Below are 24,509 nucleotides of genomic sequence, written 5' to 3' on the forward strand. Positions count from 1 at the left end.
CGCGTTCCTCCTCCCCGCTCGCTGCGCACTGGCTCAGCCCTTCCCGTCCTGCCCCGACCGTTCGTCCGATGTGGATGGTTCGGCGATTTTTCCTTCGGCGGGCGGGGATTTCCTGGTCGTGGGATTCGCGGCTCGGGTGGTTCTCGCCGATCCGCTGCGCTTGGTCGATCCCTCGGAGCGCTTCGCCGAGGCCGCGCCGGCCGCACTCTTCGCCGTGCCCGAGCGCTTCACCGAGGAAGTACCGCCGTTGCGGGAAGTGCGGGTGGCTCGTGGCCGCTTCGGCTGCGGCGACTCCGAAACCGGTCGCCCAGCTTGGGAATCGGCGGGTTTCGAAGCCGACGCGGCCGTCTCCGGCGGCTCGGCCGAACCCCCGGAGCCCGGTGGCTCCGGCGGGCGCGTCGCTGGGGCGCCCGGCGCCTCGAACGGGCGCACCGACGGCACCACGCGTTCCACCGGCTTCGGCGGCACCGGCTGCTCACGGCCCTCGATGAGCACCATCGAGCCCTGGTAGGTCGCCGACAGCGCGTACGGGGTCTGGTGCAGCATCCCCCACAACTTCGAGGTCTCGTCGGTGTCCATCTGGATCGGCGAGAACCGCACCCGCTGCGGCGAGTCCGCCAAGTCGCTGCCCGCCAAGTGCGGCCGAGAGGCCGCCTCCAGCAGCAGATCTCGCGACAGCACCGGGATCTCCTGCAGGGTGCGCACGACGCAGCCGATCAGCCGCTGCCCCACCAGCTCGGTCTCCTCGCCGTAGGCGCTGATCAGGTAGTGCAGGTCCAGCGCCGCCGTCGGCCGCGCCAGCAGCGCACCGCTCGAGCCGCGGCTGGGCAGGTCGGTGTTGCGCATCGACGGATTCGGCGCCACCTGGTACAGGAACACCGTGATCGTCGGGTCGGTCGGCGGCTCCGCCGGAGGTTTGCGGGTCTCCACCGAGACCGCGAAGTCGATCTCCGGACGCAGGTTGCTCTCGATCAGCAGCGCGAGGGCCTGCGTGACCGTGGCGAGGGCCAGCCCGTTGCTCATGAGATCGCCCGCCCGTCGAGGTAGTCGTCCAGGTTCACGGCGGGTTCGCGGCGGGCCGGTCGCGGGCGGTGTGGTGGCCGCTGCGGTGGCGCGGCGCTGACCTGGAGGCGGCCGATCTCCACCCGCACGGCGGGGTCCGCCGGTTCCGACGCCCGGCTGCGTGCGGGAGCGGTCCGCGGCGCGGACGCCGCGGCCGTGATCCTGGTGCGCGGCGACTCAGCCGGTGCCGGTGGGAGGACGGCCGCCCGCAGCGCGCCGCCGCGTTCCGGCACCGGCGCAGCGGGTTCCGGTTCGCCGGACGCGGCCTGGACGCCACGCGGCTGCTCCGGCTGCGTGGCGCGAGCCGGGACCACCGGTCGGGGGCCCGATTCCGGTTCCTCCTGCCGCACCGGGGTTTCCGCCGGACGCGGTCGCTCCACCGGCGACGCTTCGGTGCGCACCAAGGTGATCCGGTCGGTGGTGCGCACCTCCCGCTCCAACCGCCGCACTTCGCGCTCCCGCACCGGTGACGGCGAAGGAGTCCGCGCCGCGGGCGCCTCCGAATCCGAGGAGGCCGCGGGCAGCGAGTCCACCCGCTCGAACGGCCCCGGCAACCGAGGTCGCAGCCGCACCGGCCCGTCCACCGGATCGTGCCGGGCCGCCAGCCGGTCGAAGAAATCAGCCATCAGCGCACAACTCCAGGTAGTAACGCCGCCGAAGCGGGCTGAGCGCCAAGATCCAGGGCTCGCTCCAGCCGTAGGCGGAGGCGAGCAGGTGCACGTCCAGCAGCACGTCCCGCGACCACGAGTCCAGTTCGGCCCACAGGAAGTCGGCGATGTCGAGCACCGTCGGCGTGCTGCCGCCGCAGTGCGGGCAGTGCACGGTCACCGCCAGGTCCGCCGCCGGGTCGGCCTGCTCGGCGAGTTCCGCCATCTGCCGCCGCGCCTGCTCCGGAATCCGCGCGGGCTCGACGGGTTCGCCGTCGCGTTCGGCGGCGAGCGTGCAGTGCTCCAGCAGCCGCCACCCGCGCTGCTCGACCGGCGCGGCGGCCACCGCGTCGAGGTCGGCGGCGGTCGGCAGCCGGAACTCGACCGCGACACCGCCCTCCGCCACCCGCAGCACCTCGCCCGTCGGACGCGGGTGCTCGCCCAGGCCGCGGGCGTCGAGGTCGAACTCGACGACCTCGCCGCACGCCGCGCACTCCAGCAGCACCTGCATCCGCTCGCCGAACAACGCCCGGCGCAGCACCAGCAGGTCCGCCACCCTCGCCCCGAGCGGCTCCGCGTCGAGCTGCTCGGCGGTCGCCTCCGGCCGGGCCGCCCGGTGCAGCAGCAGCGCCCGGCCCGCAGCGCGCCGCTCCAGACCCGTCTCCCAGGTCGCCAGCAGCTCCGCCGGCCCCGTCACCACCATCCGAAGCCCCTTCCCCGTCGAACCCGGCTCCTCGCCCGGACGCTGACCTCGACTCCGTCCGGCCCGGCGAGGCGTTCATCCCCTCGGAGAACGGCTCACGCAGGGTTCGTGAACGCCGGTTCGGTGGGTTCGGGAACCTCGTAATCTCGTTCCCAGCCCTCGCATTCCAGCTTCAGGCTCTGGATGGCGACCGCGTTGGCGTTCGCGTCGAGCTCGCCCAGCACCTGGTACTCGCTCGGCCAGGTGCGGTAGAGCTTGTGCGAGACGGCGACCTGCCCGGCCTCGTTGAGCAGTTGGATGACGATGTCCTTGCGGAAGTCCGCCAGCGACACCTCCGAGCCGAGCCCGGCGCCGACCTGCCACACCTTGTTGGCCCAGCGGTCGAACTCGGGGTCGTGGGTCACCCCGCGCTCCAGCGTGATGCCTTCGAACTCGGACCGGCCCGGCGCCTTGCGCGGCGAGCTCGGGTCGCCGCCGTGGCGGTGCTTGACCACCTCGGTGGTGCGCTTCAACGGGCTGATCTTGCTGACGCCCGCCACCGTCCGGCCGTCCCACAGCACCAGGAACTTGAAGTTCTTGTACGGGTCGAAGCGGTGGGCGTTGATCTGGAACTCGGCCATGCTCACTCCTCCGGTTCGCTATGCCTGCGGGAGGCCGGCGAACTGCTGGATCGTCACGATCACGAACTCGGCGGGTTTCGTCGCAGCGATGCCGACGACGACGTTGACGATGCCGCGGTCGACGTCCTCTTGGGTGGTGGTGTCGGCGTCGCACTTGACGAAGTACGCCTCGCGCGGCGTGCCGCCCTGGAACGCGCCCTGCCGGAACAGGGTGTGCAGGTAGGAGGAGGCGTTGAGCCGGATCTGCTGCCACAGCTGCTCGGTGTTCGGCTCGAACACCGCCCACTGCAGGCCTCGCCGGAGGCTCTCCTCCACGTGCAGCGCCAACCGCCGCACCGGCAGGTACTTCCACTCGGAGTCCGCGGCGTCCGTGCCCGCGAGCGTCCGCGCGCCCCACACCACCGAACCCACCACGGGGAAGCTGCGCAGGCAGTTCACCCCGAGCGGGTTGAGCAGGCCGCTCTCCCGGTCGGTGAGCAGCACCGACGGTGACCGCACGCCGAGCAGCTTCGCCTCGGTACCGGCCGGGGCCTTCCACACGCCGCGTTCGGCGTCGGTGCGCGCGATGACGCCCGCCACCGCCCCGCACGGCGGGAAGGACCGCAGCCGCCCGGTCAGCGGGTCGATCAGCTGCAGGTGCGGGAAGAACAGCCCCGCGTGGTCGCTGCGCACCGGGTCGAACGCGGCGATCCCGGCCCGCGCCGCGTCCACCCCGGCCCAGGCCGAGGGCGCGTCGACGAGCAGGAAGATCCGCTGCTCCCGGCAGATCCGGTCCGCCGCCGTGAGCACCGCGAGAACGTCCTCAGTGGACTCGTACCCGGCGAGTTCGGGCAATGCCAGCAGGTTCACGTCGTCGACGTCGCGCAACGCCTGCAGTCCGGTCTTGCGGGCCTCGCTGCCGATGAGATCGCGCGGGCCGGGCGGATCGCCGTCCTCGCCGCACTCCAGCGGGAACACCGGCGGGCGCACCACCTCGTCGAGTCCGAGGTCCCCGGCGCACTCGCCGCGGAACCGGACCTCGTCGGCGGGATCGGTGGAGCCCGCGACGGTCTGCACCCGGTCGCCGAACGCGGTGACGGTCGCCCCCGCGAACGCGCGCTTGCCCGGCGCGTCCGGCAGCGATCGCAGCTTGCGCTCCAGCAACAGCGCCAGCTCGGCGACGCTGCACGGAGCCGCGCCATCGATGTCCGGTTCGTAGAGCGCGAAGTCCCGCTCCACGTCGCCGATCTTCGCGGTGAGCTCGACGGCCAGATCGGGCAGCTCGCCGTCGAACGGCCGCGACACCGTGCCGCTCGCCGCGGGCAGCCCCGAGTCCAGCACCTCGACGCGGATCAGCGCCGAGGCGGCGTTCACCGCGGTCTCCGCGTAGCGGCCGTGCCCGGGATCCAGCGACAGGCCGCCGAACGCCTCGCGCGCACCGACCCTCGCGTCGGACACCTGCAGGTTGAACGTCTCCTCCGGGCAGGAGGTGTCGTGGTCGACGGTGACGTGCAGGCCGTTGCCCCACACACCGGGTTCCTTCGCGTGCACGGCGAGCACCGGACAGTCCTTGCGCCGGTCGCCCGCGTGCAGCACGACCGTGGCGGCCTTGCCCGTTCCTCGGGCGGCGACCCGCACGATCAGCGCGATCGTCCCGCCGTTGGCGAAGAACTGGTGCACCGCGTAGCCGAGCGCGCCGCGCGAGGTCAGCCCGCCGAAGCGGCGCTCGAACTCGGCGAAGCTCGTCACGCGCACGGGCTCGTTGAGCGGCCCGCGCCTGGTGTGCCCGACGAACGCGGTCACCGACGTGGTGACGGTGGAGATGGTGCGCGCGCTGCTGGGGATCTCCTCGACATGGACACCTGGATAGGACGTGTTCGTCGGCATGCCCCTCCCATTCCTCCGGACGCCGGAAAGCGTGCGGCGCAGGGGGAAAGGCGGCAGGATGCGGACGCGGAAAAGCGCTCCACCCGGCGAGCGCCGGGCCGTGAGATGAAACCATTCCCCCAATGGCTGATCGGAACCGAAGGGCTCCGACTTTTCGCGCGTCGAGCGGGGAAGGGACCCCCGCCCGGCGGCTCACCTGCTTAAACCGCTGCGCGAGGATCAGTTTCTTGAGATCGCGGCAGAAGGTCAAGCGGTTTTCACCAATGGCCTAATGACTCGAAGATCAACCGATTTGAAAAACGATCACAGCTACACCGAACGGCGCAGTCGAATGGCGCGAATTCTGCTGACCGCGCAGTTCGGCGCCGCCGAATTCCGCACCACCGGTTCAAGCCGCGCTCGCGCCGATCCCCCGTCACGGCGGCCGGGCGCCCGCGAACCGCACGTACGCTAGGACGAGCACGGACGGGAACACAGGGGAGGACATCGTGGCGACCGGTTCCGCACCTCCGGGGAGCGTCGACGACGTCTTGGCGGAACTCGCGGCCTTGGAAGACCCGAAGATCCGCGCGGTGAACGAACGCCGCGGGGACGACCACGGCGTCAACCTCACCGAGCTGCGTGCGGTGGCCAAGCGCCTCAAGATCCAGCACGACCTCGCGGGCGAGCTCTGGAAGACCGGCGACACCGCCGCCCGGCTCGTCGCGATCCTGATCAGCCGCCCCAAGACCTACAGCGCGGCCGAGCTCGACGCGATGCTCCGCGACGCCCGCGTGCCCAAGGTGCACGGCTGGTTGTTGAGCAACGTCGTCAAGAAGAGTCCGCACGCCGACGAACTCCGCGCCGCCTGGTTCGCCGACCCCGATCCGGTCGTCGCCGGCGCCGGGTGGGCGCTGACCGGCGACCGCGTGGCGAAGGCTCCGGCCGGGCTCGACCTGGCCGAGCTCCTCGACCTCATCGAGGCGGGGATGAAGGACGCGCCGGAACGCCTGCAGTGGGCCATGAACGAGTGCCTCGCCGCCATCGGCATCCACCACCCCGAGCACCGCGCCCGCGCGATCGGCATCGGCGAACGGCTCGAAGTGCTCAAGGACTACCCCACCCCGCCGAACTGCACCTCTCCGTACGCGCCGATCTGGATCAACGAGATCGTCCGGCGCCGGCCGAGGGGTGACGGGCGCGGGAGGTCGGGACCCGCATCGCCGTGAGCGCTGAACGGCTCACGCCGCTCCGCCGACCACCCCTCGACATCGCACCAGTCGCGACAGCCGCAATCGCACCACCACCTGAACCGGCGCGTCCCGTCGTCGAACCGCGTCATCGACGGTCACGCTGACCTAGGTTATCGTGACATAGGTGTGGATCGATGTGCTGTTGCTGGCGGACCTCGCGAAGCGGCCCTCGCACGGCTACGAGTTGCGCAAGCGCGTGGAGGAAGGAACCGGCTACGCGCTGTCGAACAACTCCCTCTACCCGGCGCTGCGGCGGTTCTCCGAGGCCGGGGCGGTGCTGCGCAACCCGGAACCGCAGGAGGGCAGGCCGCCGCGGAACGTCTACACGATCACCGAGGTCGGCCGGGAACTGCTGCACGACATGCTCGCCGACCTGCCCGCCGAACTCGCGGGCGACGAACCGGAGTTCCTGGCGCGACTGGCCCACTTCGACTGGCTGACCGTCGAAGAGCGCGCGGTCGTGCTCGACGCCCGCCGCCACGCCCTCGAACAACGCCGCGACCGCCTCATCGCGCTCGAACGCGGCAGCTCCGAGGGCTGGGGGCAGGAGGCGCTGCGCGAGGCCGCCCGCCGGGTCCACGCCGAGCTCGACTGGCTCGCCGGCATCCACGCCCGCGCCACCGGCGCACCATCGTTTTCCGCACCACCACAGGAGAAGGAGCGCCGATGACCACCGCCGAACAGCTGCCGCAACTGCCGTTCGACCGGCCCAACGTGCTGGAGACCGCTCCGCTCTACGACGTGCTGCGCAAGCAGGCGCCGATCGCGCGGGTGCGCACGCCCGCCGGTGACCCGGCCTGGCTGATCACCTCCTTCGAGGTGGCGCGCACGGTGTTCGGCGACCCGCGCTTCGGCCGCTCGCACCCGGCTCCCGAGCAGGCCGCCCGGGTCTCGGACGCGGGCGTCCTCGACGGGCCGTCCGGCAGCTACGACACCGAGAAGGCCGCGCACGCCCGGCTGCGCAAGCTGCTCACCCCGGCTTTCTCCGCGAAGCGGATGCGGCTGCTCACCGAGCACGTCCGCGAACTCGTCGGGAGCTGCCTCGCCTCGATGGAGGCCGCGCACGACGCCGACCCGAACGGGATCGTCGACCTGCACGAGCACCTGTCGTTCCCGCTGCCGGTGCTGGTGATCTGCGAACTGCTCGGCGTGCCGTTCGAGGACCGCGGGTACTTCCACCAGCTCTCCGACCGGATCAGCCGGATGGGCACCGGTGGGGACGCGCTCGCCGCGCGCGCCGAGTTCGCCGAGTACATGGGCCGGCTCGCCGAGGTGAAGCGCCGCTCCCCCGGCGAGGACGTCGTCACCGACCTCGTCGAGGCGCAGCGCGACGACCCCGACTTCGACGACGACGAGATGACCAGGCTCGCTTCCGGGCTGCTGTTCGCCGGGCACGAGACGACCGTGACCCGCATCGACCTCGGCGTCCTGATGCTGCTGACCGAGCAGGACCGGCGCGACGCCTTCGTCGCGGACCCCGAAGGGCTAGCGCAGCAGACGGTCGAGGAGATCCTGCGGCTGGCCGACCCCGGCGGGCTCGGACTGCTGCGCTACGCGCACGAGGACGTCACGTTCGGCGAGCAGACCATCCCGTCCGGAGACGCGGTGATCATCCCGACGGGCGCGGCGAACCGGGACACCGGCGCGTTCACCGACCCGACCGAGTTCGACCCCGAGCGCAAGCCGAACGTGCACCTGTCCTTCGGGCACGGCGCGCACTTCTGCATCGGCGCGAGCCTCGCCCGCACCGAACTCCGCGTCGTGTTCACCGAACTGTTCGAGCGGTACCCGAAGCTGCGCCTGGCCGTCGACATCGACGACCTCGACGTCCGCTCGGACCGCGTCACCGGCGGCGTGAAGTCCCTCCCCGTCACCTGGTGACCACCCGCCCCAGCGGGATCGGGTGAACGGACCGTTCGCCCGATCCCGTGGGACGAACGGGCCGTTCACCCGATCCGAACGCGCGAAGCGCCGGTGGCCGAGCACGTCGCCCTCGCTCGAAGCATCCCCGGGGTGAACGGACCGTTCGTCCCATCCCATTGGACGAACGGGCCGTTCACCCCACCCGAACCAGCCACCGGCCGGACGAGTCGGCTGGCGCTCACCCCCAGAGCTCCCCGGGTGAACGGACCGTTCGCCCAATCCCGTTGGACGAACGGGCCGTTCACCCGGTCCCGTCCGGCGTCGGCGGGCGCGCCGGGTCGAGCGGAGGGGAGCGAGCGGTGGAGCGCGGGGAGATCGGCCCGCGGTACTTCGGCGACCAGCTCGGATACGAGCACGCCGTCCTGGTGGAGCACCCGCAGCGGTTGGCTCATGATCGCTGGGCACGAGGCGCGGGCGGACGACGGCACGATCGCGCACGCCGGGGACGTGCGGGCTCAGCTGCGCCTCACGTTCCAGCGGATCCGGGAGACGCTCGACGGAGCCGGGTTCGCGCTCGCCGACGTGGTGCAACTGCGGATCCACGCCGTCGACATCGAGGCGGTGACGGCGAACTACGACGTGATCACGATGATCCTCCCCGAGGCGAGCTGCCGCCCGGCCAGCGTGCTCGTGCAGGTCGCGGCCCTGTCCGATCCCGCGATGCTCGTGGAGGTCGAGGGTGTCGCCGTGCGGTGACCGGCTTCCGGGCCGGTCGCGGCCGGATCACTGGTCCTGGTCGAGGAATTCCGTGAGCCGGCCCGCCGCGGTCTGCATGTGGGCGCTCATCGCCTGCGCCGCCGCGTCCGGATCGCCCTCCCGCAGGGCCGCGTAGACCTGCTCGTGCTCGGCGAGCGCCAGATCGGCGTGGCCCTGGTCGGCCAGCGCCCGTTCCACCCACAACCGCAGCAGCGAGCGCACGTTCTGCAGCAGCTGCTGGAGCACGACGTTGCCGGAGGCCACCGCGATCCGCAGGTGGAACAGCCGGTCGGCTTCGACGAACTTGTCCAGTTCGGTGCGGTTCTCGCGCATCCCGTCGAGCTGCGCGGCGAGGTCGGCCAGGTCATCGTCGGTGCGGCGCACGGCGGCGCTGCGCACCGCGAGCACCTCCAGCCCGTTGCGCACCTCGACGAGTTCGCGGGTGCGCGGCTCCCCCAGCATCAAGCCCCAGCTGAGCGTTTGCGGCAGCAGTTCGGAGGCGCTGCCGCGCAGGTAGGTGCCGGAGCCGGGGCGCACGTCGACGATGCCGAGGATCTCCAGCGCGGCCAGCGCCTCGCGGATCGCGGATCGCCCCACGCCGAGCGACGCGGCGAGGCTGCGCTCCGGGGGCAGCCGGGTTCCGGGTTCGAGGTCGCCGGTGGTGAACAGGTCGAGCAGGCGCTTGGCGACCGCGGACACCGCCGTACCTGCGGGCACGGTGCCGAGTGCGGCTCCGAACGCGGCGTCGGGATTTTCCGGGTACGGGGGCATGGCCACGCATCCTAGCAAGATCCACGACCGAAAATTGGTCAACCGGTTGACAGGTTGCGCGGATTTTCGAATACTGGCCCGGACGGCGACACCGCTCGGCTCCGCTCCGCTCGGGCACGCACCCGGCCGGAGATCGCCGGGACGCTCCCGGCTCCCCCGCACGAGCCGATGCGGACCCTCGCCCGCACCCGCTTCAAAGGAGTCAATGTGGACACCTCGACCACCGCGCCCCAGCGCGGTCCGGGGGTGGAGAAGTCGGCCATTCGCAAGGTCGCAGTCCGCCTCGTGCCGTTCGTGGCCTTGATGTTCTTCGTCAACTACCTGGACCGGACCGCGATCAGCTTCGCGGCGCCGAACGGGATGCGCGACGACCTGGCGCTCTCGGCGGCCCAGTTCGGGTTCGCCTCCGGCGTGTTCTTCGTCGGCTACCTGCTGCTGGAGGTGCCGAGCAACATCGCGCTGCAGAAGTTCGGTGCCCGCCGCTGGCTCGCGCGGATCATGGTGACCTGGGGCATCGTCGCGCTGCTGTTCACCTGGGTCCAGGACTTCACCCAGCTCGCGGTGCTGCGCTTCCTGCTCGGCGTCGCCGAAGCCGGGTTCTTCCCCGGCGCGGTGCTGTTCCTGAGCCTGTGGGTGCCTGCCCGGCACCGCGGCAAGATCCTCGCGCTGTTCTACCTCGCGCAGCCGCTGACCACCGTCATCGGCGCACCGCTGGCCGGGTGGCTCATCCAGCAGCACGGCGTGTTCGGGCTGGAGGGCTGGCGGTTCATGTTCTTCGGCGTCGCCCTGCCCGCGATCGTGCTCGGCGTGGTGGCGTGGTTCTACCTGGCCGACGATCCGCGCGACGCGAAGTGGCTCACCGACGCCGAGAAGGACTGGCTGACCGGCGAGCTCGCCGCCGAGCGGGAGCAGAAGGCGGAGAAGTCCGGGCACCACGGCCTGCGCGCCGTGTTCCGCAACGGGCGGGTGTGGACGCTGTCGGTGCTCTACTTCGGCTTCATCTACGGCCTCTACACGCTGGCGTTCTTCCTGCCCGCGATCATCGGCGACTTCGAGCAGCGGTTCGGCACCACGTTCGGCGTGTTCGAGAAGGGCCTGATCACGGCAGTGCCGTACCTGCCCGCCGCGGTGGTGCTGTACCTGTGGTCGCGGGACGCCACCAAGCGCGGGCTGCGGTCCTGGCACATCACGATCCCGGCGGTGGTGGGCGCGGTCAGCGTGCCGCTGGCGCTGTTCGCGGGCTCGCCCGAGCTGACCATCGCGGTCATCACGATCACCGCCTGCGCGATCTTCGCCGCGCTGCCCAACTTCTGGACGCTGCCGACGAAGTTCCTCAGCGGCGTGGCCGCCGCCGCGGGCATCGCATTGATCAACACCTTGGGCAACCTGGCCGGTTTCCTCGCGCCGTACATCACCGGCGCGCTGTTCGACTGGACCGGTTCCTACGTGGTGCCGATGTTCGTCGTCGGCGCGTTCCTGCTGCTCTCGGCCGTGCTGATGGTGCTGCTCAGCCGCGCCGACCGGGCGGGCAGCCCCACGGCCACCGCCCAGTGACCGCCGCACATCCCGTCCCGTAGGAGAGCTCATGGCCCGCCTGTTCAACGATCCCGGTTCGTTCGCCGAGGAGATGCTGGAAGGTTTCGCCGCCGCGCAGGCCCACCGGGTGCGCCGGGTGCCGGGCGGCGTGGTCCGCCGCAACCGGAGCCGCTCCGGGGAGGTCGCCGTCGTCATCGGCGGCGGCTCGGGGCACTACCCCGCGTTCAGCGGGCTCGTCGGCGACGGGCTCGCGCACGGCGCGGCGATGGGCAACCTGTTCGCCTCGCCGTCCGCGCAGCAGGTCCGCTCGGTGGCGACGTCCGCGCACCACGGCGGCGGAGTGCTGCTGTGCTACGGCAACTACGCCGGGGACGTGCTGCACTTCGGCCTGGCCGAGCAGCGGCTGCGCGGCGACGGCATCGATTGCCGCACCGTCGTGGTCACCGACGACGTCTCCAGCGCCCCGCCGGAAGAGCGGGACAAGCGGCGCGGCGTCGCGGGCGACCTGGTGGTGTTCAAGGCCGCCTCGGCCGCCGCCGAAGAGGGCTACGACCTCGACGAGGTCGCGCGGGTCGCCGCGCGCGCCAACGAGCGGACCCGGTCGTTCGGGGTCGCCTTCGGCGGCTGCACGCTGCCGGGTTCGGCGGAGCCGCTGTTCACCGTGCCGGAGGGGAAGATGGCCGTGGGCTTGGGAATCCACGGCGAACCGGGCATCGACGAGCAGGACGTGCCTACCGCCGACGAGCTCGCCGAGCTGTTCGTGCGCACCCTGCTCGCCGAGGTGCCCGACGGCGTCGAGATCGCCGGATCCCGGGTCGCGGTGGTGCTCAACGGGCTCGGCTCGGTGAAGTACGAAGAGCTGTTCGTGGTGTACCGGCGGGTCGCGGGGTTGCTGGCAGAGGCCGGGGTCGCGGTCGTCGAACCCGAGGTCGGCGAGCTGGTGACCAGCTTCGACATGGCGGGCGCCTCGCTGACCCTGTGCTGGCTGGACGAGGAGCTGGAACGCTTCTGGCGCGCTCCCGCCGATTCCGCCGCCTACCGCAAGACCCCGTCGGTCGCCGCGGACGACGCCGAGGCGGCCGAGGACTGCGTGGCGCTCGACGTGATCCCGCCCGCCACCGACGAATCGCGGGAGTCCGCGCGGTGCGCGCTGGCCGCGCTCGACGCCCTCAAGTCCACTGTGGACGACAACGTGGCGGAGCTGGGACGGATCGACGCGGTCGCGGGCGACGGCGACCACGGCATCGGCATGCAGCGCGGCGCGGACGCGGCGGTGGCCGCCGCCCGCGATGCCGTCGAGCGCGGCGCGGGCGCGGGCAGCACGCTCAACCGGGCCGCCGACGCCTGGGCCGATCGGGCGGGCGGCACCTCCGGCGCGCTGTGGGGCGTGGCGCTGCGCGCGATCGGCGCCGAGCTCGGCGACGAGACCGCGCCCGGCCCGCGCACCATCGGCGCCGCCGTGCGCGCCGCCTCCGACGCGGTGGTGCGGCTCGGCAAGGCCGAACTCGGCGACAAGACCATGGTCGACGCGCTGGTGCCCTTCGCCGACGAGCTGGAAGCCGCGCTCGGCACCGGGGCGGACCTGACCACCGCCTGGGACACCGCCGCCACCGCCGCCGCGAAGGCGGCCGAGGCCACCGCCTCGCTGCGCCCGCTGCGCGGCCGTGCCCGCCCGCTGGCGGAGAAGAGCCTCGGCACCCCCGACGCGGGCGCCGTCTCGCTGTCGCTGATCACCCGTTCCGTGCACGCCGTGCTCGCCAGGTGACACCCGAACCCCGTTGTGTGGAAGGAGAATTGACGTGAGCGACAAGCTGCGCATCGTGGTCGGCTCGGACGACGCCGGGTTCGACTACAAGGAGATCCTCAAGCAGGACCTGGACGGCAGCGCGCTGGTCGAGTCCGTGCGCGACGTCGGCGTGGACGCGACCGGGCACACCCCGTACCCGACCGTCGCCATCGCCGCCGCGGAGCTCATCGCGGCCGGCGAGGCGGACCGGGCGCTGCTGGTGTGCGGCACCGGGCTGGGCGTGGCGATCGCGGCGAACAAGGTCGAGGGCATCCGCGCCGTCACCGCGCACGACGGGTTCTCCGTGGAACGGGCGATCAAGAGCAACGACGCGCAGGTGCTCACCTTCGGCCAGCGCGTCGTGGGCATCGAACTGGCGCGCAAGCTCGCCGCCGAATGGCTCACCCACCGCTTCGACCCGGCATCCGCCTCGGCGGAGAAGGTCTGCCTGATCACCGACTACGAGAACGGGTCCGGACGGTGAGCACCCGGACCATCGGCATCAGCCTGAAGATGTACTTCGGGCACGAGCGCACGCTGAACTGGTGCGCGGACGTCGCCGAGATCGCCCGCCGCCATCCGGCCGTGCGCGACGGCGCCGCGCAGCTGTTCGTGCTGCCGTCGTTCCCGGCGCTGGCTCCCGCGCTCGACCGCTTCCGGGACACCCCGGTCGAGGTCGGCGCCCAGGACCTGTTCTGGGAGGACGAGGGCGCGTTCACCGGCGAGGTCAGCGGCTCGGTGCTGCGCGAGATGGGGTGCGGCCACGTCGAGGTCGGTCACGCCGAGCGGCGCAGGCTGTTCGGCGAGGACGACTCGACGGTGGCGGCGAAGACGGCGGCGGCGCTGCGCAACGGGCTGGTGCCGGTGCTGTGCCTCGGCGAGGAGCAGGCGGGCGGCGTCACCGACGCGGCGCGCACCTGCCGGGAGCAGCTGGACGCGGCGCTGGCCGCGGCGCGCGAGGCGCACTGCCTCGGCGCGGTGGCGGTGGCCTACGAACCGCAGTGGGCGATCGGCGCCGCCGAACCCGCCGACCCGGAGTTCATCGGTGCGGTGTGCGGCGAGCTGCGCACCGCGCTGGACGCCGAGCCGCTGCTGGCGGGCAGCCGCGTCATCTATGGCGGCAGCGCGAAACCCGGACTGCTCAGCGCGCTCGGCGACTCCGCCGACGGACTGTTCCTCGGCCGGTTCGCGCACGACCCCGCCGCGCTGGAGGAGATCTTGGACGAGGTCGTCGCACTGGACGGAGCGCTGCCGTGATCGGCCTGAGCACCTACGCGTACTTCTGGCAGTGGTCGGATCAGGTCCCGGAACCGCTGTCGCTGGCCGACATGCTGGCCGACACCGCGCGGCACGGCGTGCAGCTGTTCCAGATCTGCGACTACCCACCGCTGGAGTCGATGAGCGACGCGGAACTCGACGAGGTCCGCGAGCAGGCGCGGCGGCTCGGCGTGCGACTGGAACTCGGCACCCGCGGCCTGCGGCCCGCGCACCTGCGCCGCTACCTGGAGCTCGCCGGGCGGCTGGACGCGGCGCTGGTGCGCTCGATGATGCACTCCGCCGAGAGCAAGCCGACGCTCGACGAGGCCGAGGCGTACCTGCGCGAGGTCGTGCCGGAGTACGCGGCGGCGGGGGTGACGATCGCGCTGGAGACCTACGAGCAGGTCCCCACCACCACGCTCGTCGAGCTGGTGGAGCGCGTCGCCGATCCGCACCTGGGCATCTGCCTGGACCCGGCGAACGTGGTGGCGGCGCTGGAACTGCCCGGCGCGGTGATCGACCTGACCGCCCCGCACGTGGTGAACGTGCACGTGAAGGACTTCGCGTTCACCCGCTCCCCCGGCTGGGTCGGGTTCCAGCTCACGGGAGCGCCCCTGGGCACCGGGCAGCTGGACCGGGCGCACGAGGTGCGCGCGGTGCGCGCCGCCGAACGCGGCGTCAACGAGGTCGTCGAGCACTGGCTGCCCTGGCAGGGCGACGCGGAGACGACCTGCGCGGTCGAACGGGAGTGGACCGCGCACAACCTGGACCACTTGAGGAGTGAGCGGACATGACGGACTCGAAGCTGACGATCGCGGTCATCGGCGCCGGCGGCAAGATGGGCATGCGGGTGTCGAACAACCTGCAGCGCACCGAGCACACCGTGCGCTACAGCGAGAACTCCCCCACCGGTCGGGAACGCGTCACCGAGGCCGGGCGCGAGGTCACCGAGACCTCGGCGGCCATCGCGGACGCCGACGTGGTGATCCTGGCGGTGCCGGACATCGTGCTGGGCAAGGTCTCCGAGGAGGTCGTGCCGCAGCTGCGCGCCGGTTCCATCGTGGTCACCCTCGACCCGGCCGCCGCGTACGCGAACCTGCTGGCGCAGCGCGAAGACCTGGAGTACGTCGTCGCGCACCCCTGCCACCCGTCGGTGTTCCTGCAGCGCCGCACGCCGGAGGAGCTCGCGGACACCTTCGGCGGCATCGCCGCGCCGCAGGAGGTCGTCGCCGCGATCGAGTCCGGCGACGAGCAGCGCCGCGCGGTCGCGGAGACGGTGATCCGCGCGATGTACGCGCCGGTCGTGGACGTGCACTGGGTGACGGTCAAGCAGCTCGCCTACCTGGAGCCGACGCTGGTGGAGACGGTGGCCTGCATGGTCGGCGACCTGCTCAAGGAGGCGCTGCACGAGACGGTGCACACCGTCGGCGTCCCGGAGCCCGCGGCGCGCGCGATGCTGCTCGGGCACACCCAGGTCGCGCTGGCGAACACCCTCAAGGGCGACAACCCGTTCTCCGACGCCTGCCTGATCGCGATGGACTACGGCCGCGAGTCGATCATCAAGGACGACTGGAAGAAGATCTTCAACGACGAGCAGCTGGACGCCGTGATCACTCGCATGCTCAAGCTGGACGGCATCCAGCGCTGATCCCCGCCGAAACCACCCTGCACGACCGCGCGGGCGCCACCTGGCGGTCACCGCAGGGCAGCCGAACGCACCGCCTCGAAGGGAGGGCGGTGCGTTCGTGCGTTCAGCGATCCTTCCCCCGCGCCAGCGGCGGAGCCGCTGAGCAGTGACCGGCTTGAGCAAGGTGAGCACGGGCGGGTTCTCAGCTCGCGGGGACAGCGATTTCGTGGTGTAGGGGCCTACATCAGAAATCCAGAAATCGACCCCGCAGCGAGGACGCCGCAGAGGTTCCGCCACCCGGACACCTGCGCAGACCCGGTTCGCAGACAGGATCTGAGGTTCCTACGCAGGGCTGAGGGTGTCGACGGATTGGTTCCGGCGGAGGTAGCGGCGGGCTCGGTGGGCGAGGGCGTCGTCGACCGCCTCGCCCGCCAGCTCCCCGCCGCCGGAGGCGTAGAGCGACATGACCTGGTGCGCCCAGGTCAGCTGGTCCTCCGTCGGGGCGAAGGCGGTGTTGATCGCGCGGACCTGCTTGGGGTGGATCGCGGCTTTCGCCGAGAATCCCAGCTTCGCGGCGCTGCGCGTCTCCTCCGCCAGACCGATCTGGTCGCCGGAGTCGAAGAACGGGGCGTCGATGGCGACGACGTCCACGGCGTCGGCAGCGAGCACGATGGAGCCGCGCACGGACCGCAGCGACTCCCAGTCCCCGGCCGCGCCGAGGCTCGTGACCAGGCCCGCGGCACCGACCAGCACGGCCACCACCCGGTGCTGCGAAGCGAGGATGCGCGGCAGGTCCCGGACGCCGCGCGCCGTTTCGATGAGCGGCACCAGCATCGTCCTGCTGCTCGCCTCGAACAGCAGGTTCTCGATGACGCCGAGCGCGCCCGCCGACTCCATCTTCGGCAGCACCAGCACGTCCGGCGCGACGCTCGCGGAGATCAGCGCGGTGAGGTCGGCCAGTCCGGCGGCCGTCGACGCCGAGTTGATCCGCACCGCGGTCACCAGGTCCTCGCGCCGCGCGGTGGTCACGTGGTCGATGACCATGCCGCGGGCGATCGCCTCGTCCTCGGGCAGCACCGACTCTTCGAGGTCGAGGATCACCGCGTCGGCCCCGTTGCTCGCGGCCGAGTCGAAGAGTTCCGGTTTCGTGCCGGGTGTGTACATCCAGCTGCGCGCGGCGCGCACGGCGGTTTCCACATCGCCTTCGATCATGTCCGCTCCCCCCAGATCGGCCGAATCCGACGGTACGAGCCGATCGGATCGACTGCCATTCGGCGACCGGTTCGATTCATCCGCTCCGGGGATGCACCCCACCCTCGTGGTGGTTCCGGGAAATCCCCCGGTGTGCCAGGCACTTCCCTCGTTCAGGTGGTGGCGAACGAGGACGTGACGTGTCCCGAACCCGAGTCGAACCGGCTCCATCGCGTCGGTTGATCACGCGTTTTCGTTGTTCTCCAACGTTCACCACTCCCCACTCAGGACACAGTGGACAGTGATCGGAACGATCTCCCGTTCACCCGCAACGCGGTCCGCGGACGCCTCCCGGCGGAGTGCTTTCGTTGACGCGTCGATCACCCGTGGCTACGCTCGGTGGCCTACTGGCGGGGGAATGCAGTTCAACTGAATGAGTCGGGGGACTTACGTGGCACTGCGCGCAACCGGGGACAGACCGGGTGTAGGGGGGCACCTCTTCGGCCGGGAACCTGCGATGCTCCTGGTGCGGGAGTTCGCCGACCGCCCCCGCCACGGAGGACGGGCTCGCAGCAGACCGCTGCCGGTGCTGCTGTTCACCGGGCCGCGCGGCAGCGGAAAGACCGCTTTCCTCGCCGCCCTCGCGCACCGCCTCGAACGGCACGTGCCGCATGCGCACCTCGACTGCGACGGGCTCGGCTCGATCCGGGACACGCTCTCGTCGATCGCCTACGAGCTCAACCGCACCGATGCCGGGCACGACCGGATCGCGTTCCCCCGCTTCATCACGGGGCAGATCGTCGCCGAGCAGGACCTCGACGGCACCGATCCCGCCCTCGCGCGGGCGCAGGCCGAGCAGGCGCTCGCCGAACACCGCGGCGGCGATCGGTTGCGGAACTTCCTGGCCCAGCTGGCGCCGGACGCGTCGGGCGAGCACCGGACCGCTGCCGGGCACCACGTTCCCGACCTGCTGCTGCGGGGGCTCGTGTCCTGGCGCCGCGGACGCCGGGTGCTGCTCGGCGAGGGCCAGGACTGGTTCGGACACCAGGACCGCGGCCTGACCCGCGACCCGCTCGACGTGCTGACCGACCTGAACCGGCGGGCGCGCGAACCGGAGGACTCCGACGGCGCGAGCGAGGCGGGCGAACTGCTGTGGGCGGCGTTCCTCGCCGACCTGCGCGAGAACTTCGACCGCGGCAACCGCGGTGCCCGCCGCCCGCTGAACTGCGTGGTGCTGCTGGACAACGTGGACTCGCCCGCCGCCAAGATGCTGCTCGACGGCCTGGTCCAGGCGCGCAGGCAGTACGCCGCACACGTCCCGGACGGCTCCGACCCGCTGACCTTGGTGGCCACCAGCCGCGGAAAGCGCTCCGGGGCGGTGATCGCGTCCGGCGAATCCGCGCCCATGCGCGAGCTCGACGAGTTCGACCTGACCCGCGACGAGCCGTACTACTCGGATTATGCCGAGCAGGGCCAGAAACCGTGGTACCCGGTCCGGCTGCGCGATCTCGCGCTCGACGAGATCGCCAACATGGTCGACGAGCTCGGCCGCTACGCGGGCAACCAGAAGCGGCGCGTCAGCGACACCGTTTTCCGCTTCACGCGCGGACATCCGGGTTCCACCCGTCACGTGCTGGACGCGATCCAAGCGCACGCCGCTGACCCGATCGACCTGCGCGACCTGCTCCCTCCGGCGGAACTCGGCGCCGCGCAACAAGATCCGGCCATCGCCGTGCACGGGCCCGTCGCGCGGTTCCTCGCCGGCACTCCCGGTGAGGCCGTCAACGACCTCATCACCTGCTCGGCCGCGCGGACCCAGGACGAGGCGGAGCGGCTCGTGGCGCGAAGCGAGCTCGTCGCCGCGCGGGGCGGGCGATCGGTGTTCGCTCCGGAACTGTGGGTTCCCGACGACGGCGTGGACAACGTGCTGCCGCCGGTGCTGCGCAGGTTGCTGCTGCGCGAGCTCGCCGCTCGCGCACCGGAGGACGCCGCGGACTGGACCAAGGTGCACACCTGGCTCAGCCAGGATCATGCCGAGAACGGCGACGAAGTCGGCGAGCTCTACCACGCGCTCGCCGCCGGCGAGGTCGAGTTCGTGGCACGCCGGCTCGCGGCGCTGCTCCCCTACAGCGACTTGACGATCTGGCTGGACATGCTGGCCGGGAGCACCGCGGCGCCGAACCGCCTGGATCACGACGACGCCCAGTTGGACCTGGTGCGGTCGCTGACGGACTGGACGCATCCGGGCAGCGTCCCGCTGGCACCGGTCGCCCGGCTGGTGGCGGCGCTGTGGATCGACGCGGACCCGCTGGGCGACGGCAGGCGCCACTCGCTCTACCTGGAGATCGCCGCCTGCTACGACGAGATCGCGCCGTTCTCCGGCAGCGGTCTGGCGACGTTGCGCGCCGAATCCGAGAAGTACCGCAGGTGGTCCGAACTGACGGATTGACGCCGGACGAAAGGAACAGCGTGAGCTTCGAAACGCCACCACGCCCTCGATGGCTCCTACGGGTCTCGCTGGCGCTGGGAACCGTGCTCGTCCTCGTGCTCGGCGTCGTCGCGGTCGTCGGGTTCGTGCAGCGGTGCGGCACCGACGTGTGGCACGCGGGCGACGACCGCGAATGCGTCGGGGTGACCGACGGTTCGTTCCCGTTCTCCCCCGAACTGGCCGACGTCGAGGGCAAGATCCTGGCCGAGAACAGGAAGGCCGCGGACGCTCCCCAGTACGTGACCGTGGCAGTGCTGATGCCGATGACGGCCGAACCCGACGACAGCCTTTCCACGTCGCAGATCCGCGAATACCTCCAAGGCGCCTACATCGCGCAACAAGTGGCGAACCGCGACGCGCACGGCCTGAAGATCCAGCTGGCGCTGGCGAACGAGGGGCGCGGCGAACACGCTTGGGACCAGGTGACCGATCAGCTGCTCGACATGGTCGACGTGCCGGGAGAAGTCGATGCGCAGGCGAACCTGGTCGCCGTGACCGGGCTCGGGGTCAGCACCACTGAAACGGTGAAGGGCGTGCGCAAGTTGGGCGACGCGGGCGTGCCGATGGTCGGCTACCTCAGCGCGGACGGGTTCAACAACACCTCCGAGGCTTTCGGCGATCCCCTCCGCAACTTGACCCGCGTATCACCGAGCCTGGCGAACGAGGTGGCCACCCTCACCGCCTACCTCGACAAGACCGGGACGCGACCGTCCAGGGCACTGCTCGTCCGCGACGACAACGACAACGACTACTACACCGGGGACCTGCGCACGAACTTCGAGGAGCAGTTCCAGGCGGGGAGTGCCGACGAGCTGGCCGTCAGCCCGTACACCGGTGGGCAGGACCCGTACAACCTCAACACCAAATTCGACCGCATCGCGGGCCGGCTGTGCGAGGACGACGAATTGAACACCGTGCTGTACGCGGGTCGCAGCAACCTGCTCCCCGACTTCGTCGAGCAGATCAGCAAGCGCACCTGCCCCAAGGACAAGGAGATCACCGTCCTGACCGGGTCCGAGTCGACCGATCTGCCCAAGCCCCCGCCGAACGCCCCTACCGCGGTGTCGGTGCTGTACGCGTCGGTGTCGGATCCAGCCGCGCTGGGGCACCCGGACAACCGCTTCCAGTCGCAGTACCTGGATTTCACGGATGCGCTGCGGCAACGGTTCGGCGACGGGGTCGACGAGTCCAATTGGACCGTGATGGGACACGACGTGACGCTGACCTCGATCACCGCCGCCAAGCTCTCCGTCGAGCAGGACGACTTCGTTCCGAGCGCGACCGACGTCCGGGACAGCCTGATGGGGCTCAACTACCCCCGCAACGACGTGACCGGGGCCAGCGGGCGGTTCCACCTCAACGACTCCGGTGATCGGGTCAGCGGCACGATTCCGGTGTTGCGGCGCGACAAGACGGGGCACGTGGAGGTGCTGGACCTCGGCGGGCTCGATGGCTGAGACGACCCCCGTCGCCACCGGCCGCTGGGTAGCCTCGCGACGTGGTCACCGTTGAGCGTGCGCAGGTCCTGGCCGACGAAGTGCTGTTCCCCGCCGCATCCGCGGTCGACGCCGGAGGCGAGGGGCCGCGCAGCCACTTCGACCTGCTGGCCGCGGAGGGCTTCTACGGCCTCACGGCACCGCCGGAGCGCGGTGGTCCCGGCCTGAGCCTCGTCGACTCCGCGCGGGTCTTCGAGGCGCTGGCCGGGGGCTGCCTGACGACCGCGTTCGTCTGGGCCCAGCACCACGGGGTGGTGCACGGGGTCGCCACCGCCGACCGCGCCGAACTGCGGGAACGCTACTTCGCGGACCTGGTGCGCGGCGCGGTGCGCGGTGGCGTGTCGTTCGCGGGCGCGGTCCCGCAGCCACCTCGGCTGCACGCGGTGCCCGTCGACGGCGGCTACCGGCTCGACGGCGAGGCACCGTTCGTCAGCGGCTGGGGGCTGGTGGACGTGCTGCAGCTGTCGGCGCGCCAGGACGACCTCGTCGTCAACGGGCTCGTCGAAGCGCGGCCCGGCACCGGGATCCGCGTCGAACCGCTCGCACTCGTCGCGGCGCAGGCGACTTCGACGGTGCGGCTGTGGTTCGAGGACTTCTTCCTGCCCGCCGAGCGGGTGCTCGGTGTGCTCCCGCACGCCGAGGTGCTGACCGCGCAGGCCCGCGGTTCCTGGCTCAACGGCGCGCTCCCGCTCGGGTTGGCCGGGCGCTGCGCGCGACTCATCGCCGACGCCGGACGGCCACACGTCGCCGAGCGGCTGGAGGCGCAACGGGACGGTGCGCGCGAGGAGCTCAACGCGGCGTTCGCGGCGGGCGCGGACATCGCCCCGGCCCGCGCCGCCGCGGCCGATCTCGCGCTGCGCGCGGCCGGGGCGCTCGTGACGGCGGCCGGGAGTTCTGCGCTGCTCGCGGGCGCCCACGGGCAGCGGCTGGTGCGCGAGGCGACGTTCACCCTGGTCGCCGCCTCCCGGCCGACGATCAAGGACGGCACCCTCGACCTGCTGTCCGGTGGTGCGCGGTGAAGCGGGTCGCCTCGCTCGTCCGCTGACGGCACCGAAGCCGGCGCGGGTCAGCCGCGGTGGCTCTCGATGAGCTTGTGCAGACGGATGAGGACGTCGACCTGGGCGGGGTTGTAGAGCTCGACCAGTCCTCGGCCCACTGCCGATATCGCCAGCGCCTCGCCCCCTTGCCCCGTCGTGACCGGGTTCTTCAGCGACGGGTGGTCGGTGAACTGCCGGATGACCTCCGGCGCTAAGCGTTCGGCCACCTGCTGCCGCGCCTGTTCGCTCGCGTCCGCGGGCAGGTTGTCGAACTCCTCGTCGACCGCGCTGCGGGGAGCCGCGTGCAACTGCCGCAACGCCGCCATCTCCGTCGGCCCGAGGATCTGGGCGCAGATCATCAGGAAGGAGCGGTCGGCGGCGGTCATCTCGCGGGCGAACGCGTCGAAACCCGCCGGCACGTCACCCGAAGTCCGGTGTTCGAGGAGCACGGCGAGCTCTTGCCGCATCCGCTGCTGGCGGTTGATGCTGGCCGCGAGCTCCGCGTCGAGGGCGCGCAGCGCCTGCTCCGCGTTCTCCCCCGCCTCCTCCACCGCCGAGATGTCGGACAGCGGCACGCCGAGATCGACGAGACGGCGGATCCGCAGCAGCCGGATGAGGTGCGTGACCCCGTACTGCTTGTACCCGTTCGTCGAGCGTTCCGGCTCGTCCAGCAGCCCGATCTTGTGGTAGTGCCGGACCGTCTTCAGCGTCGTGCCGGCGAGCTCCGCCACCTGGCGCGTGCTCCATCCCACCGGATGCCCCCTCCTGCTTCGGGCTCGGGATCGAGCCGTCGGGTTCCTCCGGCAATGGAAAACCGTGCCCTCAGGTCACAGTCAAGCAGGAACTCGCGCGGGTGAGCGTGCCCCGGGGGCGGCCGTGCTCCGACGTGTCCTCAGCGCCCGGCCGTCGCACCGGCCCACGCCTCCGCCAGCAGCTCGAACGAGCGGAGCCGGTCCTGGTGGTCGTGCGTGATGGTGGTGATCAGCAGCTCGTCGGCGCCGGTGACCCGGCGGAGCACCTCCAAGCGTTCCACCACGGTGTCCGGGGAGCCGACGATGCGGGTCTGCACGCGATCGGCGACGACGGCGCGCTCGGGATCGGTCCAGGTGCGCCGGTCCGCCTCCGCCGGGGTCGGGTAGGGCTGGGCGCCGTCGCCGTAGCGGATGTCGTGCACCCACCCGGCGAACGGTTTCGCCAGTTCCCGCGCGGTGGCGTCGTCGTCGGCGACCAGTACGTCCGCCGACACCACGAGGTACGGCCGGTCCAGCCGCGCGGAGGGCTCGAAGGAGTCGCGGTACGACGCGGCGGATTCGAGCACGGTGCTCGGCGTGACGTGGTAGTTCGACACGAACGGCAGTCCCAGCCGCCCGGCCGCGCGGGAGCTGGGCCCGGCGCTGGCGCCGAGCACCCACACCTGCAGCAGCGCCCGTTCCGCGGTGACCGCACGCGCTTCCTGCCCGTCGACGTCGCGGAAGGTGCCGTCGAGGAAGGCGAGCACGTCGCGCACCTGCTCGTCGTACTCCTGTCGTCCGGTGCCGCCGAGCAGCCGGGCGTGCGCTTCGAGCCGCTGCGCGCGGGCCCGCGACAGGGACCCGCCGCGGGCGGTGCGCGGCACGGGCAGCCCGTCGACGAGCACCGGTTCCGGCGGGGTCTCGGGAACGTCGTCCGGTTCCCGTTCGAGCGCGGCTTCGGCGAGCTCGACGAACTTCGCCAGGCCGGAGCGCCCGAGCCCGAGGTCGATCCGGTCCGGGTGTAGCTGGGCGATGGTGCCGAAGTCCTCCGCGACCTGCAGCGGGGTGTGCTGGCCGAGCAGCACCGCTCCGGAACCGACGCGGATGCGCCGGGTCGCGGCGGCCACGGACGCGATCAGCACCGCCGGGGAGGAGGACGCGACCCCCGGCACCAAGTGGTGTTCGGCCAGCCAGAACCGCTGGTAGCCGTACCGCTCCACGTGCTGGGCGAGGTCGACGGTGTCCCGCAGAGCGCCCGCGGCGGTGCCGCCGGAGGGCACCGGTGCGAGGTCGAGGACCGAGAGCGGAACGGATGTCATCACTGCCTCCGTGTACCCGCTGCGCGCGGGTGGAACAGGCCGCTGGGGGACTTCGCCCGGAACGGCCGCGCCGAGAACGCGACGAGGCGCCGCGGGGACGCACGAGCTCGCCGGAGGGGAAAGGGAGGCGGAGACGGGATTCGAACCCGTGTGCAGGGCTTTGCAGGCCCTTACCTAGCCGCTCGGTCACTCCGCCACGATCCGATCCCGGCCACCGCGCCGGACGATCGGAGAACAAGTCCACACAGGACTGACAACGGCCGGGACAGGTACCGGCCGATCACCAGGGCGCTGCTCAGGGCAGCGCGGGGGCACAGATCGCGCTCGCGTGCCGCCGGAGATCGACGTGCAGGCGAGCGAAGAAGAACCGCGCCGCGACATCCACACCACGATTCTTGCCCCGCCCCCAGCCGTGGTCAACACCGCGAGCGGCCGTCCCACGGACTGGACGATCTTCCTCGGGACCGGGTTCGCACCGGCGGAGCACGACGTCCCTCCGCGGCGGCCTACGCTGGCCGGTG

At 71.7% G+C, this 24,509-nt stretch carries 22 protein-coding genes and 1 tRNA gene; 13 read left to right on the top strand and 10 right to left on the bottom strand.

Annotated features, from left to right (window positions below):
* Positions 1-33: 33 nt before the first annotated feature.
* The 5 genes from OOZ19_RS17050 to OOZ19_RS17070 all read right to left on the bottom strand — a co-directional run bounded on the left by OOZ19_RS17050 (position 34) and on the right by OOZ19_RS17070 (position 4,898).
* Positions 34-1,023: a Pvc16 family protein gene (locus OOZ19_RS17050; protein ID WP_266091105.1), complete on the bottom strand. Its 990-nt coding sequence runs from the start codon at positions 1,021-1,023 to the stop codon at positions 34-36.
* Entirely contained in the window at positions 1,020-1,688 is a 669-nt protein-coding gene (locus tag OOZ19_RS17055; protein WP_266091106.1) for a hypothetical protein, read from the bottom strand. The genes OOZ19_RS17050 and OOZ19_RS17055 overlap by 4 nt, the downstream gene beginning before the upstream one ends.
* Entirely contained in the window at positions 1,681-2,412 is a 732-nt protein-coding gene (locus tag OOZ19_RS17060; protein WP_266091107.1) for a T4 family baseplate hub assembly chaperone, read from the bottom strand. The genes OOZ19_RS17055 and OOZ19_RS17060 overlap by 8 nt, the downstream gene beginning before the upstream one ends.
* Positions 2,413-2,507: 95 nt before the next feature.
* A complete protein-coding gene (locus tag OOZ19_RS17065) occupies positions 2,508-3,032 on the bottom strand; it encodes a phage tail protein (protein ID WP_224955584.1) in 525 nt (174 codons plus the stop codon).
* A gap of 18 nt (positions 3,033-3,050) precedes the next feature.
* Positions 3,051-4,898: a phage tail sheath C-terminal domain-containing protein gene (locus tag OOZ19_RS17070; protein WP_266091108.1), complete on the bottom strand. Its 1,848-nt coding sequence runs from the start codon at positions 4,896-4,898 to the stop codon at positions 3,051-3,053.
* 488 nt (positions 4,899-5,386) lie between these two features.
* Here OOZ19_RS17070 and OOZ19_RS17075 point away from each other — a divergent pair, with 488 nt between their 5' ends.
* The 4 genes from OOZ19_RS17075 to OOZ19_RS17090 all read left to right on the top strand — a co-directional run bounded on the left by OOZ19_RS17075 (position 5,387) and on the right by OOZ19_RS17090 (position 8,749).
* On the top strand, positions 5,387-6,106 hold the full coding sequence (locus OOZ19_RS17075) for a DNA alkylation repair protein (RefSeq protein ID WP_266091109.1): 720 nt from the start codon (positions 5,387-5,389) through the stop codon (positions 6,104-6,106).
* Between the two features lie 148 nt (positions 6,107-6,254).
* Positions 6,255-6,800: a PadR family transcriptional regulator gene (locus OOZ19_RS17080; protein ID WP_266091110.1), complete on the top strand. Its 546-nt coding sequence runs from the start codon at positions 6,255-6,257 to the stop codon at positions 6,798-6,800.
* Positions 6,797-8,011 carry a cytochrome P450 gene (locus OOZ19_RS17085; protein WP_266091111.1) on the top strand — a complete coding sequence of 405 codons (1,215 nt, stop codon included), beginning with the start codon at positions 6,797-6,799 and terminating at the stop codon, positions 8,009-8,011. Before OOZ19_RS17080 ends, OOZ19_RS17085 begins: the two co-directional genes overlap by 4 nt.
* Positions 8,012-8,443: 432 nt before the next feature.
* Positions 8,444-8,749 (top strand): Rid family hydrolase, encoded by a 306-nt coding sequence (locus tag OOZ19_RS17090; protein WP_266091112.1) that lies wholly within the window; start codon positions 8,444-8,446, stop codon positions 8,747-8,749.
* 27 nt (positions 8,750-8,776) lie between these two features.
* On the opposite strand, the gene OOZ19_RS17095 is transcribed toward OOZ19_RS17090, so the two are convergent.
* On the bottom strand, positions 8,777-9,520 hold the full coding sequence (locus OOZ19_RS17095; protein ID WP_266091113.1) for a FadR/GntR family transcriptional regulator: 744 nt from the start codon (positions 9,518-9,520) through the stop codon (positions 8,777-8,779).
* A 207-nt stretch (positions 9,521-9,727) separates the two neighbouring features.
* Between OOZ19_RS17095 and OOZ19_RS17100 the strand changes: the two genes are divergently transcribed.
* The 6 genes from OOZ19_RS17100 to OOZ19_RS17125 are packed head-to-tail and all read left to right on the top strand — an operon-like array spanning position 9,728 to position 15,747.
* A complete protein-coding gene (locus OOZ19_RS17100; protein WP_266091114.1) occupies positions 9,728-11,074 on the top strand; it encodes an MFS transporter in 1,347 nt (448 codons plus the stop codon).
* A 31-nt stretch (positions 11,075-11,105) separates the two neighbouring features.
* A complete protein-coding gene (locus OOZ19_RS17105) occupies positions 11,106-12,821 on the top strand; it encodes a dihydroxyacetone kinase family protein (RefSeq protein WP_266091115.1) in 1,716 nt (571 codons plus the stop codon).
* Positions 12,822-12,855: 34 nt separating this feature from the next.
* Positions 12,856-13,326, top strand: a complete 471-nt coding sequence (locus tag OOZ19_RS17110) for a ribose-5-phosphate isomerase (protein WP_266091116.1) — start codon at positions 12,856-12,858, stop codon at positions 13,324-13,326.
* Positions 13,323-14,099 carry a triose-phosphate isomerase family protein gene (locus tag OOZ19_RS17115; RefSeq protein WP_266091117.1) on the top strand — a complete coding sequence of 259 codons (777 nt, stop codon included), beginning with the start codon at positions 13,323-13,325 and terminating at the stop codon, positions 14,097-14,099. The genes OOZ19_RS17110 and OOZ19_RS17115 overlap by 4 nt, the downstream gene beginning before the upstream one ends.
* A complete protein-coding gene (locus tag OOZ19_RS17120) occupies positions 14,096-14,893 on the top strand; it encodes a sugar phosphate isomerase/epimerase family protein (protein ID WP_266091118.1) in 798 nt (265 codons plus the stop codon). The genes OOZ19_RS17115 and OOZ19_RS17120 overlap by 4 nt, the downstream gene beginning before the upstream one ends.
* Positions 14,890-15,747, top strand: coding sequence for a phosphogluconate dehydrogenase C-terminal domain-containing protein (locus OOZ19_RS17125; RefSeq protein WP_266091119.1), 858 nt, complete (start codon positions 14,890-14,892; stop codon positions 15,745-15,747). Before OOZ19_RS17120 ends, OOZ19_RS17125 begins: the two co-directional genes overlap by 4 nt.
* 321 nt (positions 15,748-16,068) lie before the next feature.
* On the opposite strand, the gene OOZ19_RS17130 is transcribed toward OOZ19_RS17125, so the two are convergent.
* Positions 16,069-16,938, bottom strand: a complete 870-nt coding sequence (locus tag OOZ19_RS17130; protein WP_266091120.1) for an aldolase/citrate lyase family protein — start codon at positions 16,936-16,938, stop codon at positions 16,069-16,071.
* A 496-nt stretch (positions 16,939-17,434) separates the two neighbouring features.
* On the opposite strand from OOZ19_RS17130, the gene OOZ19_RS17135 reads away from it, so the two are divergent.
* From OOZ19_RS17135 to OOZ19_RS17145, 3 genes are read left to right on the top strand one after another with little or no spacing between them, the layout of a single operon-like run.
* Positions 17,435-19,366 (top strand): hypothetical protein, encoded by a 1,932-nt coding sequence (locus OOZ19_RS17135; protein WP_266091121.1) that lies wholly within the window; start codon positions 17,435-17,437, stop codon positions 19,364-19,366.
* A gap of 20 nt (positions 19,367-19,386) precedes the next feature.
* A complete protein-coding gene (locus OOZ19_RS17140) occupies positions 19,387-20,862 on the top strand; it encodes a type 1 periplasmic-binding domain-containing protein (protein ID WP_266091122.1) in 1,476 nt (491 codons plus the stop codon).
* Between the two features lie 41 nt (positions 20,863-20,903).
* Positions 20,904-21,920, top strand: a complete 1,017-nt coding sequence (locus OOZ19_RS17145; protein ID WP_266091123.1) for an acyl-CoA dehydrogenase family protein — start codon at positions 20,904-20,906, stop codon at positions 21,918-21,920.
* Between the two features lie 47 nt (positions 21,921-21,967).
* Here the strand turns inward: OOZ19_RS17145 and OOZ19_RS17150 are convergent, their stop codons facing one another.
* The 3 genes from OOZ19_RS17150 to OOZ19_RS17160 all read right to left on the bottom strand — a co-directional run bounded on the left by OOZ19_RS17150 (position 21,968) and on the right by OOZ19_RS17160 (position 24,184).
* Complete coding sequence (locus OOZ19_RS17150) at positions 21,968-22,690, bottom strand: MerR family transcriptional regulator (RefSeq protein ID WP_266091124.1); 723 nt, start codon at positions 22,688-22,690, stop codon at positions 21,968-21,970.
* A 140-nt stretch (positions 22,691-22,830) separates the two neighbouring features.
* The gene (locus tag OOZ19_RS17155) at positions 22,831-23,988 is read right to left on the bottom strand and encodes an LLM class flavin-dependent oxidoreductase (protein ID WP_266091125.1); all 1,158 of its coding nucleotides are present in this window, start codon (positions 23,986-23,988) and stop codon (positions 22,831-22,833) included.
* 125 nt (positions 23,989-24,113) lie between these two features.
* A tRNA-Cys gene (locus tag OOZ19_RS17160) sits at positions 24,114-24,184 on the bottom strand.
* Between the last annotated feature and the right edge of the window lie 325 nt (positions 24,185-24,509).

The organism is Saccharopolyspora sp. NFXS83 (genome assembly GCF_026241095.1).
Lineage (GTDB): Bacteria > Actinomycetota > Actinomycetes > Mycobacteriales > Pseudonocardiaceae > Saccharopolyspora_C.